Origin of the sequence: Streptomyces sp. NPDC060028 (assembly GCF_042736725.1) — a bacterium.
Classification (GTDB): domain Bacteria; phylum Actinomycetota; class Actinomycetes; order Streptomycetales; family Streptomycetaceae; genus Streptomyces.
This window is the reverse complement of the sequence record NZ_JBHWVJ010000026.1, coordinates 58256-71982: the sequence shown is the minus strand read 5'-3', so window position 1 is coordinate 71982 and position 13727 is coordinate 58256. Positions and strand designations below refer to the sequence as shown.

The 13727-nt window shown below is 69.2% G+C and carries 11 protein-coding genes and 1 pseudogene; 8 read left to right on the top strand and 4 right to left on the bottom strand.

The features are described from left to right. The first annotated feature begins 32 nt into the window (after nucleotides 1-32). Entirely contained in the window at nucleotides 33-374 is a 342-nt protein-coding gene (locus ACFWBF_RS15570; RefSeq protein ID WP_385601014.1) for a HopJ type III effector protein, read from the top strand. Nucleotides 375-1653: 1279 nt separating this feature from the next. On the opposite strand, the gene ACFWBF_RS15565 is transcribed toward ACFWBF_RS15570, so the two are convergent. Continuing rightward, complete coding sequence (locus ACFWBF_RS15565; RefSeq protein ID WP_385601010.1) at nucleotides 1654-2967, bottom strand: cation:proton antiporter; 1314 nt, start codon at nucleotides 2965-2967, stop codon at nucleotides 1654-1656. 1211 nt (nucleotides 2968-4178) lie between these two features. Here ACFWBF_RS15565 and ACFWBF_RS15560 point away from each other — a divergent pair. Together ACFWBF_RS15560 and ACFWBF_RS15555 are read left to right on the top strand one after the other, a co-directional pair. Next, on the top strand, nucleotides 4179-6413 hold the full coding sequence (locus ACFWBF_RS15560; protein WP_385601007.1) for an arylsulfatase: 2235 nt from the start codon (nucleotides 4179-4181) through the stop codon (nucleotides 6411-6413). Nucleotides 6414-6697: 284 nt separating this feature from the next. Then, nucleotides 6698-6883: a DUF6233 domain-containing protein gene (locus ACFWBF_RS15555; protein ID WP_385601004.1), complete on the top strand. Its 186-nt coding sequence runs from the start codon at nucleotides 6698-6700 to the stop codon at nucleotides 6881-6883. 560 nt (nucleotides 6884-7443) lie between these two features. On the opposite strand, the gene ACFWBF_RS15550 is transcribed toward ACFWBF_RS15555, so the two are convergent. Next, nucleotides 7444-8403, bottom strand: coding sequence for an alpha/beta hydrolase family protein (locus ACFWBF_RS15550; protein ID WP_385601001.1), 960 nt, complete (start codon nucleotides 8401-8403; stop codon nucleotides 7444-7446). Between the two features lie 167 nt (nucleotides 8404-8570). Here ACFWBF_RS15550 and ACFWBF_RS15545 point away from each other — a divergent pair, with 167 nt between their 5' ends. The 4 genes and pseudogenes from ACFWBF_RS15545 to ACFWBF_RS15530 all read left to right on the top strand — a co-directional run. Continuing rightward, nucleotides 8571-9167 carry a TetR/AcrR family transcriptional regulator gene (locus tag ACFWBF_RS15545; protein WP_385600998.1) on the top strand — a complete coding sequence of 199 codons (597 nt, stop codon included), beginning with the start codon at nucleotides 8571-8573 and terminating at the stop codon, nucleotides 9165-9167. 106 nt (nucleotides 9168-9273) lie between these two features. Next, nucleotides 9274-9495, top strand: coding sequence for a hypothetical protein (locus tag ACFWBF_RS15540; protein ID WP_385600995.1), 222 nt, complete (start codon nucleotides 9274-9276; stop codon nucleotides 9493-9495). After that, nucleotides 9444-9674 carry a hypothetical protein gene (locus ACFWBF_RS15535; protein ID WP_385600993.1) on the top strand — a complete coding sequence of 77 codons (231 nt, stop codon included), beginning with the start codon at nucleotides 9444-9446 and terminating at the stop codon, nucleotides 9672-9674. Before ACFWBF_RS15540 ends, ACFWBF_RS15535 begins: the two co-directional genes overlap by 52 nt. Nucleotides 9675-9817: 143 nt before the next feature. Next, nucleotides 9818-9913: pseudogene (locus ACFWBF_RS15530) on the top strand (winged helix-turn-helix transcriptional regulator); the annotation flags it as partial. Nucleotides 9914-10796: 883 nt separating this feature from the next. Here ACFWBF_RS15530 and ACFWBF_RS15525 read toward each other — a convergent pair. Next, nucleotides 10797-11744 carry an AraC family transcriptional regulator gene (locus ACFWBF_RS15525; protein WP_385600990.1) on the bottom strand — a complete coding sequence of 316 codons (948 nt, stop codon included), beginning with the start codon at nucleotides 11742-11744 and terminating at the stop codon, nucleotides 10797-10799. Nucleotides 11745-11840: 96 nt separating this feature from the next. Here ACFWBF_RS15525 and ACFWBF_RS15520 point away from each other — a divergent pair, with 96 nt between their 5' ends. Then, the gene (locus ACFWBF_RS15520; RefSeq protein ID WP_385600987.1) at nucleotides 11841-12563 is read left to right on the top strand and encodes an SDR family oxidoreductase; all 723 of its coding nucleotides are present in this window, start codon (nucleotides 11841-11843) and stop codon (nucleotides 12561-12563) included. A 309-nt stretch (nucleotides 12564-12872) separates the two neighbouring features. Here ACFWBF_RS15520 and ACFWBF_RS15515 read toward each other — a convergent pair whose 3' ends face one another. Beyond that, a complete protein-coding gene (locus ACFWBF_RS15515) occupies nucleotides 12873-13700 on the bottom strand; it encodes an alpha/beta fold hydrolase (protein WP_385600984.1) in 828 nt (275 codons plus the stop codon). Between the last annotated feature and the right edge of the window lie 27 nt (nucleotides 13701-13727).

Sequence of the window (13727 nt, the reverse complement as noted above, 5' to 3'; positions counted from 1 at the left end):
TCGGATCGTCTGTTCAACCCAGGGGAACCGACATGACTGATCTGAACTCGCTGCGGGCAAGCCTTGCGTCAGGTGAGCACGAGTTCGCCGACACCTTGGCTTTCGTCGCCGCGCATTACGCGTATCAGCCGCAGGCGTTCCGCAACGGGGAACTGGAAAATGCCGCAGGTGAGAATGAGGGTTCCTGCAAGACGCTGGGACTGGCCCTGCTGGAAGGGCTGAGCGACCAAGAGGCGCTGCTGGCATTCGGTGAGCACTATCGCAGTGTGCTGGCGACGCCGAACGACACTGATCACGGCAACATTCGCAACCTCATGGCCCATGGCCTGGAAGGGGTGACCTTCGCCGGGCAACCGTTGGCCCGCAAGAGCTGAACAGCGAAATCCGGGCGAGCACCAAAGGTCACGTCCATCACCCCGTCCTGAAGGCCTCGCCTCGCGCCGCGGTCGCCGGCAGCAGTGCCTACAGCGGCGGCGCGGGTTCGGGCTGGGGCTTGCCGAGGCCAGCGCCGCGCACGGCCAGCATGTGCTCGCAGCGTCCGGCCCGCGGTGTGAGACGGCGCCGATGGACTTCCTCATGTGGCTGAAGAACCGCTTCCCGTCGTGTGACTGAGGGGTGGTGCCCAAGGTGAAGGTCTCGTAGCCGCGCATCGCCCGCAGCGTCATGCGGGCTGCGTAGCCCTTGCCTTCCCAAGGTCGGTGACGGATCTTGGCGATGAGCCCCTTCTCGCAGAAGGAGCAGGTCGCCCAAGTCAGCTGTTCGAAGTCGTAGCCGTCGAGGGTTCGCACCCCGATCCGCTGGTATCCGCCTTCGGTGATCGGCGGGAAGTACAGTCAGATTTCCGGCTCGGCGCTCTCGGTGCGTTTCCGAGCACTGGCTCCGTCCGAACGCGGCGGACTCCATCACGCTCCATCACGCCCGCGCGGTCGTGGCCGCGGTGGCGATGCTGTCCGAGAGCCTGCGTCTGCAACGCCCGGATCGAGGGGAAACCTCAGCCGGGTGGGAGCGGCTGACATCGCCGCATTCACCAACCGCATGGGCCACCTGACCGCGAGCGGGAAGCTGAGCGCGGCCCGGCTTCGGCTGCCCCTCGCGGCGTCTCCCCAAGCGGCAGGATGGTCTCTGTCACGTCAGTCGGTGGCGGATCCACCAGGTGCAGAACCCGGCCAGGGCCAGGGCCAGGGCGAGGCCGAGGCCGAGGTAGAGCCCGGTCTCGGCCCATTGGAGGGTCCAGAAGTTGTCGGCGGGCTGATAGACGACGTGTTGCTGGTAGCCGGCTGTCGAGAACGGCGTACCCGGGGTACCTGGTCTCCAGCTCGGCGACGGAACCGACGCGGGGGACGCGTCTGGTGATGTCGTTGAGCCCGTCGTCCCGTACCTGAGAGAACTCGCGCTTGACGACAACCGTCCGCTCACCAGCCGCAGCTACGCCTACGACATGCTGCGCTGGCACCGGCTGCTGTGGTTCCTCGACGTTGCTTGGGACCGTGCCACCCAGGCCGAAACATCCGCGCTGGTGGGCCGGCTCCGAGTGACGGAGAACCCGCAGCGCCGGCGAAAGAGGCCGCGGCTGAGCCCCTGCGGAGGAGCCCTCAAGGTCGACGACGGGCCAACTGTCCCGAACATGCCGAATCCGCGCCGAGTGGCGCCGCGTCACGTCTCGGGCCGGTCCCGCAGGCCGAGCCCGCGGCGTGCGGGGGGCGTGGGTACAGGGGCGCCCTCGCGCAGATCAGGGGAGGCGGCCGCTGCCTTCTCGTGCCAGCGGCCGTACCGCTCGGCGAGGGGTACGGCCGAGACGCCGTGCAGGAGGACACTGAGGCCGACGGTGATCGCGACCACCCTCCCCAGGAGTTCCACCCCCGGAACGTGTTCCTCCACTACGAGCAGCGCCAGGACCACGGACGCGAGACCGCGTGGCCCGAACCAGCCGATGTACGCCACCGTGCGGGGCCGTAGTCCGCTCCCGGCAAGTGAGAGGGCCACCGGCAGCATCCTGACGACGGTGAGGCTCAGCACCGCGTACAGAATGATCCGCCAGCTCAGATGTTCCAGTGCGGGGCCGAGCAGCACCGCCCCGAAGATGAGGAGGCTGATCGCCGCCAGGAATCCTCCGAGGGTTTCGCTGAACTCAGCCGTGCGGTCCGCGTCCTCCTTCTCGCCGCCGGCCGGGAAGCGGCGCAGGGCGAACCCGAAGGCGAATCCGGCCACCCAGGCAGCGATGAAGCCGCTGCCGTCCGTCACGACGGCGAGTTCGTACGCCCCTGCCGCGACGGCCGGCAGATAGACCTGCCGCCACTCCCATGCGACCCACCCCCGGGCCCGGGACCACTGCAGCAGCCGGCCTCCCAGCCACCCGATCAGCAGGCCGATGGCTGTGCTCAGCACCAGGGCCCGCCAGAAGACTCCCGCGACGCCCTCCTGTGCGTAGTGCGTGCCCGGAATGGCTGCGAGGAAGAGGATGAAGAAGGGCAGCACCATGCCGTCGTTCAAGCCGCTTTCGACGTTCAGTCCGTGACGTACGAGCGCCGGTACCCGCGGGTGGGACATCGCGGTCTTTCCGAGGGCGGCGTCGGTCGGGGCGAGGATGGCACCGACGAGCGCGAGCTCCCACATCGTCAGCCCCGGCAGCAGGGGCCACGCGAGGAGCCAGCCGGCGCCGATGCTCAGGGGCAGTCCGATACCCAGCAAACGACCGGGTAGAAAGCCGCCGGTCCGAAGGTCCCGTCTGCGCACCAACATGGCATCGGTGAACAGCACGAGCGTCAGAGTGACTTCGAGAAGCGCCACGATCGGCGAGGCGTCCTGCTCCAGGTTGACGATGTCCAGCACGGCCGGCCCGAGGAGAACGCCGCAGCCGACGAACACGATCGCCGACGACAACGGCGTCGAGGACAGCCGACGCGAGCCCAGCGCGTAGGCGGCCGTGACGGCCGCCACCGCCGCAACCGTCCAGGCGCCACTGCTCATGCACCAGCCCTCCAGATCCACCCGCCGGACCCTCCCGGCCGGTCGTAGGCGCCTTCGACCCAGTCTGCGACGGACCGGCTGATCGCGCAGGACCGCACCCGTGACCACCTTCTACAGGCCGACGGAGCGCGACAGACCGACGTCGGCAAGGACACGCCGCGTGGGACCACCCAGGAGCTGGAGCAGCGGGCCTGGCCACGGCGCGCCCGTTCGGTCCGCGTCGCCATGCCGTCTCGCGCCCCGCCGAGCACCGACACGCGGCCCTCGCCCGGGGAGATCACCGGGCCATCGGGGGATTGCCGCCGCGCATCAACAGACGTACCGGCCGGGGGCCGTCGGCTGCCATGGTCCAGCTGACCCGGGTCTGCGTCTGGGACAGGGGGGTCAGTTTCCACTTTTCAATCATCGCGGCGATTCCGGGCGCATTCGTTTCCTCGATGCGGTAGGCGAAGCGTTCGCTCGGTCCCGGGCGATGACGGCCTCATGGAAGCGTAGGCCGCCGGCGACACGCAGGTGCCGCATCGTGCCGACGCCGTATGGGGGTGCTCCTTGGTACTGGCATTCACGCGCGAAGCTGAGCCAGCGTGGCCAGTGCTGCGGTCGGGCGGCGAGCTGTTCGAAGAGAAGGTGCGCCGGGATGTGGAGGTCTCGGATGCATGTTTGCCGGACGGGTGCGCGTTCAAGGAACCCGAGGTCTTCGAAGCGCAGCCGGTGAGTCATGGTGCCATCGTCGGGCGTCCTTGCCGCGTGCGCAGCACTGGTGCTTCCGAAGGGGTACGGGGTTCGTCACTGGTGGAAGCTCCACCTACCCGCGAATCGCTGGCGGCGTAGGCAAGAGCGCCGTCCTCCCCACAGCTTCTCGCGGGGAGGACTCCAGACAGCGCACCCCGCTCGCCGTGGTGATGGTGGCGTCCTAGCGTGGAGGAGCCCGGGCCCCCTGGCAGGGCCAGGGCACGCCTGCCCGGCCGTCCGATACGGATCCCGGCTCGGCGGCAGGGCTCTGGGGCGTTGCAGGCCGCACACCGCACAGCCGCACACTCGCACACACATCACCAGGGTTCGCGCCGCTGGTGGGACGGAGACAGATGGCGCAGTCGTCGTGGAGTGAGTACCGGCCGGGGCAGCGGTTTCCGGGGGTGATCGGGCGGACGACCGATGAGTCGAGTCCGGCGTGGCCACAGCCGGTGCGGGCGGTGGCGGGTGCGCCGAACGTGCTGTTCATCGTGTTCGACGACACGGGGTTCGGACAACTGGGCTGCTACGGCAGTCCGATCGAGACGCCGAACCTGGACGCGCTGGCCGCGGGCGGCCTGCTGTACAGCAACATGCACACCACCGCGCTGTGCTCGCCGTCGCGCTCCTGCATCATCACCGGCCGCAACCACCACGCCAACGGCATGGCGGCGATCACGGAGCTGGCCACCGGCTACCCGGGTTACAACGGGCAGATCCCGTTCGAGAACGGGTTCCTGTCGGAGATGCTGCTGCAGCACGGCTACAACACGTACATGGTCGGCAAGTGGCACCTGATGCCCTCGGAGCAGGAGTCGGCGGCGGGCCCGTACGACCGGTGGCCGCTGGGGCGGGGCTTCGAGCGGTTCTACGGGTTCCTGGGCGGGGACACGAGCCAGTGGTATCCGGACCTGGTGTACGACAACCACCAGGTTGAGCCACCGGCCACGCCGGAGGAGGGCTACCACCTGACGGAGGACCTCGTCGAGCGGGCGATGTCGTTCATCGCCGACGCCAAGCAGGTCGCCCCGGACAAGCCGTTCTTCCTGAACCTGTGCCCCGGTGCGACGCATGCCCCGCACCATGTGCCCAAGGAGTGGGCGGATCGCTACCGGGGTCGGTTCGACGACGGCTGGGACGCCTACCGCGAGCAGACCTTCGCCCGGCAGAAGCAGCTCGGCGTGGTGCCCGCCGACGCGCAGCTGTCCCCGCGCGATCCGGACGTGCCCGCGTGGGAGTCGCTGTCCCCGGAGGCCAGGAGACTTGCCGCGCGGTTGATGGAGGTCTACGCAGGATTCCTGTCCCACACCGACCACCACCTCGGGCGGCTGCTGGACTTCCTGAAGGAGACCGATCAGTTCGACAACACGCTGATCATGGTGGTCTCCGACAACGGGGCGAGCGCCGAGGGCGGGGTGACCGGCACCACCAACGAGGTGCAGTTCTTCAACAACGCGCCCGAGACGCTGGAGGAGAGCCTGGCGCGGATCGACGAGCTCGGGGGCCCGGCCACGTTCAACCACTACCCGTGGGGATGGACGTGGGCTGGCAACACGCCGTTTCGGCGGTGGAAGCGGGAGACCTACCGCGGTGGCGTCAGCGACCCGTTCCTCGTCCACTGGCCCGACGGCATCCGGGCCCGCGGTGAGATCCGCGACCAGTTCGCGCACATCATCGACATGGTCCCCACCGTCCTGGACGTGCTTGGCATCGAGGCACCCGCGACCATTCGGGGTGTCACACAGTCGCCCCTGCACGGGGTCAGCTTCGCGCACACCTTCGACGACGCCGCCGCGGCGAGCCGCCACCGCACCCAGTACTACGAGATGCTCGGACACCGGGCGATCGACCACGACGGATGGCGGGCGGTCTGCCCCTGGCCCGGCCCCACCTTCGAGGAGGCCGAGCGGCCGTTCGGCACCCCGATCACGATGGCGGACCTCGACGACCTCGACGCCCACCACTGGGAGCTCTACCACGTCGACGAGGACATCGCCGAGACCAAAAACCTCGCCCAGGAGCACCGCAGCAAACTCATCGAGATGATCGCGCTGTGGTACGTGGAGGCGGGCAAGTACAACGTGATGCCGATCGACGGCAGCGTCCTGCAGCGCATCATGACCGAGCGCCCTCAGATCACCCAGAACCGCACCAGCTACACCTTCCGTTCCGGCACCCAGGCCGTGCCCGCCGCGGTCGCCCCCCGGGTCCTCAACCGCCCGCACAGCGTCACCGCCGATGTCGAGATCCCGCCCGGCGGCGCGCAGGGCGTCCTGCTCTGCCAGGGCACCAACGCCGGCGGCTGGTCCCTCTACGTCAAGGACGGCCACCTCCACTACACCCACAACTACGTCCAGCGAGCCTTGCACCACGTGGTCTCCAGCGAGAGCCTGCCCGAGGGGCGGCACGCGCTGCGTTTCGAGTTCGAGCCCACCGGCGCCCCGGACATCGCCCACGGCAAGGGCGCACCCGGCCGCGCCCAGCTCTACATCGACGGTCGCCTCGTCGGACAGAGCGACATGCCGGTCACCACCCCGATCACGTTCAATCCGGGCGGCATGGCCTGCGGCGCCAACCCCGGTTCTGCCGTCACCCCCGACTACCAGGCCCCGTTCCCCTTCACCGGCACCCTCCACAGCGTCACCGTCGACCTGTCCGGCGACCTCATCGTCGACGCCGAAAGCGAGATGCGCATGCACATGGCCCGCCAGTAAGCCGGCCGCCCCACGACCGGGTCATCGGCGAGTCCACGCGGGGCAGGTGCAGGCCCGCACCACACTCGCCCACCCAGAGAACCCGCTGTGCGAGGCGTGCAGGGCCGCGCGGCGGGCGCAGTACGGGAGCTGAACCGTGTCCGTCCTGCCGCCCGACCTCCCTCGGCTGCGGACCCTGGTCACCTACCTGCGCAGCGAACTCGGCCGGGCCGAACAAGCTCTCGCCGTCGCCGAGGAACGCGAGGCCCTCGAAGCGTCCAGCGGCCCCCGAAGGAGCCGCCCGCGTGGCTGTGGTCGAGCGCGGGATCGGAGCCGGTCGGCCCCCGGCCCGCGTGCACACCGGGGACTGCTGGGACACCGGCCACCGCTGCGCCCCCGCCGCCGCAGAGCAGATACGGCAGCTGCTTGCCGAAGGCGTGCCCGCGTGCATCCACTGCCGACCGGACACGGCCTTGGGCGTGCTGGAGTGACCTGGTACGGCAGGGTGGAGGGATGAGCCCAGGCCTGCGCGTGATCGTCTACCCGCCCGACGCCCAGGGCGGGCGCGGGGTCCGCTGCGACGGCGAAATCCGGCCGCGCCCTGAGCAGCTACGGGCCGCCACCCGGCGAGGGTGGCGGCCCGCACTGCTGCTCCGGTCGGCGGCTTGTGCCGCAAGGGCCGGCTACCGGTGGATCACTGCGCACGGCTCCCCCGGCACGATGTTGAACTCGACGTCTGCTGGGCGCGGGGCCGGTACTTCGGGGGCCGGTTCCCGGCGGGAGTGGTACGGCCTCTTCGGGATCGATCCCGTCGATGGCGTCATTTCAAAGTCGGCGCAGGTACTCGCGGCACGTGGACGGATCGTGCGGATCGAAACGGTCCTCCGGTTCGGCCCAACGGGGACGCTCGGGGTCCTGTCCTCCCAGCAAGCAGAGCGCGCGCAGAACCGTCCACCGTGGGCACCGTCACTTCTGCGTCTCCTCGACCGGGACGCGGCGAGCCGATACGACGACGGTGGGGCCGTCCGATGCGGGACATGGCTGCGGCGGCCTATTTGGATTCGACTTGTCCTACCGGGTCGGGTCCGGTCGTCAGTTCCTCGCAGGCGATCTGCCAGGTGGAGGCGCCGGGGTGGAGCGCGGTGCGGAGATAGGCCGCGGTGAGCTGGGCCAGGACGGCGACTCGCTCCGGGTTCTCGTCGGTGGTTTCGGCGGCGTCGTATCCGGCGATCCCTCCGAGTCCGTGCTCCGCGCCGAACAGGGTGAGCAAGGTCTTGGGGCCGGGGGCGAGGGTGTAGGGGTCGGCGTGCCAGTCCGGCCCCGTGTCTGTGAAGTGCCGGGAGTCGTCCTTGTCACCGGCGACGACCAGCGCGGGTGCGGTCATGGTGGAGAAGTCGACGGCCCCGATGATCGGCCACTGCTCGGCCATGGGCCCGTTGAGGACGTCGCCGCCTCTGCCGGGCGCGGCGAGCAGTACGCCCGCCTTGATCCGGGGCTCGACGAGGTGCACCACGTTCCCGGTGTCGGGGTCGGTGAGCCCGGCACCCAGCAGGAGGGCGGCGGTGAAGCCTCCGAGCGAGTGTCCCGCGAGGGCGACCTTGGTGTGGTCGATCCGTCCGGCGAGCTGCGGCACGGCGTTCTCGATTACGTCGAGCCGGTCGAGGATGTGGGTCATGTCCTCGGCGCGGGAGCGCCAGAAGTCGGGTGCGCCGGGGGCGTCGGCGACCAGGTGGGTCAGTGTGCTGGAGGTGAGGTGGGTGGGTTGGACGACGACGAATCCGTGTGCCGCCCAGAAGTTGGTGAGCGGCGCGTAGCCGTTGAGTGAGGAGAGGTTGTTCGAGGGGCCGTGGCCGTGGGAGAGGAGGATGACGGGGAGGTTGGTTCCGGTCGCGGGTGCGGAGACGCGTACCTGGAGGTCCACGGGGCGTCCGGGTACGGACAGGACTACGGGGCTGAAGGACAGGACCGGGACAGGCGCGCCCAAAGTGTCGGCGGTGGGGGCTGTGCTCACGGTGTGGGTTCCCTTTCGGTGGCGCCTGCCGCCCGCCGGTCTCTGCAGCCGGCGGGCGGACAAGGCGGGCAGGGGCGTCCCGTTTCGACTAAGCTGAAACGGAACACTGCTCCATTTAATATCCGGAGCAGCGCTCCGTTTTGTCAACGGCGTCGAAGGAGAACGTGATGGCCGCCGAGGGTCCTGCAGGGGAATCACCGTCCCGAAGCAAGCGGGCCGACGCTCAGCGCAACCGGGAGACGGTGCTCACGGCCGCAGCCGAGGTGTTCGTAACCTCCGGCGTCGACGCGCCGATCCGACAGATCGCGGCCCAGGCGGGCGTCGGGATGGCCACGATCTACCGCCACTTCCCAACCCGGTCGGATCTCGTCACCGCCGTGTACCAGCACCAGATCGAGGCATGCGCCGAAGCCGGCCCGAACCTGCTGACCATTGCCGCCTCCCCGCTCGACGCACTGCGCCAATGGATCGACCTCTTCGTCGACTTCCTCGTCACCAAACACGGTCTCGCCGACGCCCTGCAATCCGACAGCGACCGCTTCGCCGCGCTGCACGCCTACTTCCTCGACCGCCTACTGCCCGTCTGCGCCCAACTGCTCGACGCCGCGGTCGAGGCCGGCGACATCAGGCCCGGCACACAGCCCTACGAGCTGATGCGCGGCATCGGCAACCTCTGCATCGGACGCGACAACGACCCCCGCTACGACCCCCGACGCCTGATCTCCCTCCTCCTCCAGGGACTCCAGCGACCTCAGACGTCCTGATGCCGGCGAGCAACATCGCGACCAGGCCCCTCCCCGACTTCCACACGATCTGAACGACCGTCGCTCAACAGCCGGGGACACCGGCAAGCAACAGTGCCCTGAGCTGGTGCTGTCACTTCTCATAGACATCGAACACGGCATCATCAGGACGCCGCTCAACGTCGTGAACATCCGCTGTCGTGACTCGATCAGCGACCCGGTCGTGCCGGTCGGCCACTCCTACGGCGGCGCCACCATCACCAACGCCGCCGTCGGCTCCACCAACGTCAAGGCCTCGTGTACATCGCCGCTTTCGTCCCCGACCAGGGCGAGCAACTCGGCGCGCTGATCGACAAGTACCCCGGCAGCGTCATCGAGGCCGCGTCCCGGGCAGTCCCCCACGACGGCCTCTACGACCGGGCACGCGCCCGCCAGGTCGTCCAGGCAAGGGGGGCCCACGTCGCCATGATCAACCACCCGCGCACCACGACCCGACTCATCGAGCAGGCCGCCCGCGCCACCGGCTGACCTCTCCCGCCGCCCCGGCTCGCACTCTGACGAGCCGGGGCGAAGCCCGGCCAACAGCCTGGAACTCTACGACGAGCGGACCGCGATCAAATGTTCGCGTCCATCCAGTGCCGCGACGTGACCATCGAGGCCTGGAGTGCCACACTCTGCGGTTCAGCGTGTTGCGCGATCAGGTCGAGGGCATCAGCCACAAGATGGTCACTCAGAGCCTGCGCACTCTGGAGCGCTACGGCCTGGTCTAGCGGCGGGTGGTGCTGCTGGTCCCGCATCGCGGGCCCGGCATGACCCAGGACGCGTTGCCGTCGGGCTACCAGCGGATCATGGCCGTCGTGCGGGACGAGGACGGCCGGTGCCGACCAGGCAGGTCCGCCAGGAGCTGGGGCTGGAGGTGACGGTCTGGGGCCAACTCGAGCCGTTGCCGGGGAAGCTGTCCAAGCTCACCGGGCGCGGATGGCTACGCTAACTGCCCGACGGCACGTTCACCACACGCCTGTGACCAGCCATGCCGCGGACCACTGGGCGTAACTTCAGGGCCCCCGACGGTCGTTGAGATTGTGTGACGAAAAACAACGAGCCCGCCGAGGGCGTCTTCCTTGTCTACCGGTGCCACCTAAATCTGTCCACGAGCACCATCACCTACCTCGCCGACCTGCTGCCATCGCACCTGAAAGCGATTCCCTCCCCCTTCCGGTCACTGGGGCGCCGGGCCGCATCTCGGTGCCGTGCTGGCGATGCTGTGACACGATCAGCGCCTGCTGGACCTGGCCCACGGCAACGGGGTCCCCGAGTCCACCCTGCGGCGCTGGCGCGACGAGATGCTCGACCTGCTCGCCGCACGGGCCCCACGCCTGGACCGGGTGCTTCGCCAGATAGCCGCGCGGGGGCGGGGAGGTCGTCCTCATCGACGGCACCGATCCCCACCCAGCGCCGCACCGGTAAGGCGAACCGCCCCAACTACGCCGTCAAGCACCACCGCCACGGCCTGCACTTCCTCGCCCTCCGCACCGAATCCGCCCGCGCCACCGCCCTCCTGCGCGCCCTGCTCGTCCTGACCAATCTCGAAGTCAACCGCTGACGACACGCTGACGAACGATCAAGAACCCAGACTCCCGCCCAAGAGAATCAAACCGGCACCGACAGCGAAGCCGACGCCGTCCGCCGCTCCCGCCGATATGCCCCAGGCGGGGCGCCGAAGTGCCGCTTAAAGGCCTTCGCGAACGCGAATTCCGAGGTGTAGCCGGCGTTCTCGGCCACGGCGCTCAGCGAGTCGACCGTCTCGCGCAGCATCCGCGCCGCGATGGCCATCCGCCACGTCGTCAGGTAGCTGAGCGGCGGCTCGCCGACCACCGTGGTGAACCGCCGGGCGAACGCGGCGCGCGACAGCCCGGCCCGGCTCCCCAGCGATTCGACGGTCCATGGATGCGCCGGGTCGTCGTGGATCGCTTTCAGCGCCGGGGCGATCAACGAGTCGTTCAGTGCCGAGGCCCAACCCTGCGTCTGCTCCCTGGGCAACTCGGCGTACCAGGACCGCAGAATATAGAGAAGCAGCAGATCGACGAGCGCAGTGACCACTGAGTCCGAACCCGGCTGAGGCTGGTGGATCTCGGCGCAGAGCTGGTCGATCGCCGAGCGCAGCGCCGGATGGCGACCGGGGCTGGCCGGGAGGTGGATGACCTCCGGGAGGTCGCCGAGCAGCGGATGCGGCCGGTCGATGTCGAGGTGGTAGGCCCCGCATACCAGCACGCTGCGAGCGCCGTCTCCCTCGACGGTGAAACACCCGATCGGCGAGGAGGTGTCGACGCGGTCGGGTTCGAAGGCGACCAGCTCGCTGGTGACCGCGTCACAGATGGCGTGATCGGTGCCGCGCCGCAGGAACACTACGTCGCCGGGGCCCAGGGCTATCGGATCGCCGCCGACCGGCAGGAGAAAGCAGTGTCCTTCGACGACGACGTGAAATCCGGCTCCCGCGATGGGCTGGAAGCGCACACCCCACGGCGCCTGCGCGTGAGTACGGACAACAGACGGACGCCCGGTGCGCAGGGCCGCCAGCGTGTCGCTGAGTATGTCCATACCCTCACCATAGCGTCCTGAGAGCGAGACGATCAGACAAAGAATCAAGACTTCGGGCCATTCATGGTCTCGGTCGTGACACGTAGCGTCCTCGCTATGAACAACACAGCAAACACACAGCGTGTCGTCGTCATAGGTGGTACCTCCGGCATCGGATTCGCCGTTTCGCAGGCCGCAGCGACTCAGGGCTCGAACGTGGTCGTCGCCTCCAGCAGCCAGGGCCGGGTCGACCTGGCAGTGAAGAAGCTCGGTGGCCCGGCCGAAGGCATCTTGCTGGACGTCGCCGACGAGGCCGCGCTCGCCGCCTTCTTCGACCGGATCGGCGAGTTCGACCACCTCGTCTACACGGCGGGAGAGTCCCTGCTGCTGAAGCCGCTCGCCGACCTCACCGCCGAGGAGTCCCGAGCGTTCTTCGAGCGCCGCTTCTGGGGTGCCGTGCTCGCCGCGAAGTACGCGACGCCGAAGCTTCGTCCGGGCGGCTCGATCACCTTCACCTCCGGCGCCTTCGCCACCCGGCCCGCCCCCGGAGCCTCGCTCGGCGCAAGCATCACGGCAGCTGTCGAGGGCCTGACGCGAGCCTTGGCCCTGGAACTCGCCCCACTGCGGGTCAACGCGGTCCGCCTCGGCGCGATCCGCACCGAGCTTTGGGACAGCACCGTGCCCGAGCCGGAGGCCTTCCTCCAAGCGCAAGGCAGCGGCCTTCCCGTGCAGCGCGTCGGCAGCCCCGAGGAGGCTGCGGCGGCCTACCTCTACCTCCTGAGCAACGGCTACGCGACCGGCACGGTGCTCACCCTCGACGGCGGAGCCGCACTGGCCTGACATCGGCTGCTGTCGGACCGACAGACCCGGTCCGACAGCCTCGGGCTCCACCCCCGGCATGTTCTGCCGGAGAACAGGAGCCGCACGGACAGGGGCAGAGCGGAATCCGCAAAGACCCCCCTGCCAAACGATCTACACGCCAGACTGCCGCCCACCACCAGCACGAGAGGTCCGCAGCCGGTTCGGGCCTTCGGGCCAGTCCGGATCGGCGGCGGCCTTCCTGGCGAGCTCACCGATCGCGCCCTGATCCGTCACGGGTCGCAACAGCCACGCCGTGAACCCGTCCGTCGGGCCATCCCGTCTCCGAAGTCACCTGCCTCGGCTCACGTTACCGGGCGACCGAGCGCCGACGGGGTCGGCGCTCGTCTCGCGCAGATAGCCGTCGATCGCGGCGAAGGTCTCCTCCGGCCGTTCCAGCTGTGGCAGGTGGCCTGCCTCGGGGACGACGTGGAGCCGGCCACTGCTGAAGGCTTCGGCGTACGCGGCGCCGTAGGCGGGGGTGACGATGCGGTCGCTGGCGCCCCAGAGCAGGAGGGCGGGAACGTCGACGCGTCGCAGCCGGCGGAGCAGCTTCGGGTCGTGCATGTAGGGGTCACCGGCGAGGACGCGCAGAGTGGCCATGTTGTCGCGCTGAAGGGCGACTTGAGCGGCTGGGAGCGTCTCGGGGTCACGGTGGAAGCGGGCCGAGTCGTGCCACGCGTACTCGGCCACGCCGAGGGCGTCGAGGGCGAAGAAATCCCTGATCGGCTCGGCCTCGACGTGGACTCCGACGGGGTCGATCAGGACGAGCCCGGTGATGATTCCAGCGGTGTCCCGTACGGCCATCTCCGCGGCGGTCCATCCTCCGATCGAGGAGCCGACGACCAGGACGTCACGCAGTCCGCGGTCTTGGAGGTAGTGCAGGTAGGCGAGGGCGAGATCGTCGATGCCGGTCAGCCATCCGGGGCGGTGGGTGCCGTCCCATCCCGGGTGTACCGGCGTGATGGCGTGCGCGGTCCGAGCGAGGTGGGACGAGAGTCCGGCGACCGTGGCAGGTCCCCCGCCGCCGTGAAGGATCAGGCAGGGCCTGCCGGTTCCCGCTTCGGTCAGGGTGAGGGACAGGTCCGGGTACAGGGTGGCGCTCTTGTTTGAGGACATGCCCAGACCATAACTAAGCTTCTTTAT

Coding starts and splice junctions, on each gene's coding strand:
- ACFWBF_RS15520 (WP_385600987.1), top strand. CDS start 11,841: ATGAACAACACAGCAAACACACAGCGTGTCGTCGTCATAGGTGGTACC.
- ACFWBF_RS15545 (WP_385600998.1), top strand. CDS start 8,571: ATGGCCGCCGAGGGTCCTGCAGGGGAATCACCGTCCCGAAGCAAGCGG.
- ACFWBF_RS15515 (WP_385600984.1), bottom strand. CDS start 13,700: ATGTCCTCAAACAAGAGCGCCACCCTGTACCCGGACCTGTCCCTCACC.
- ACFWBF_RS15565 (WP_385601010.1), bottom strand. CDS start 2,967: ATGAGCAGTGGCGCCTGGACGGTTGCGGCGGTGGCGGCCGTCACGGCC.
- ACFWBF_RS15525 (WP_385600990.1), bottom strand. CDS start 11,744: ATGGACATACTCAGCGACACGCTGGCGGCCCTGCGCACCGGGCGTCCG.
- ACFWBF_RS15570 (WP_385601014.1), top strand. CDS start 33: ATGACTGATCTGAACTCGCTGCGGGCAAGCCTTGCGTCAGGTGAGCAC.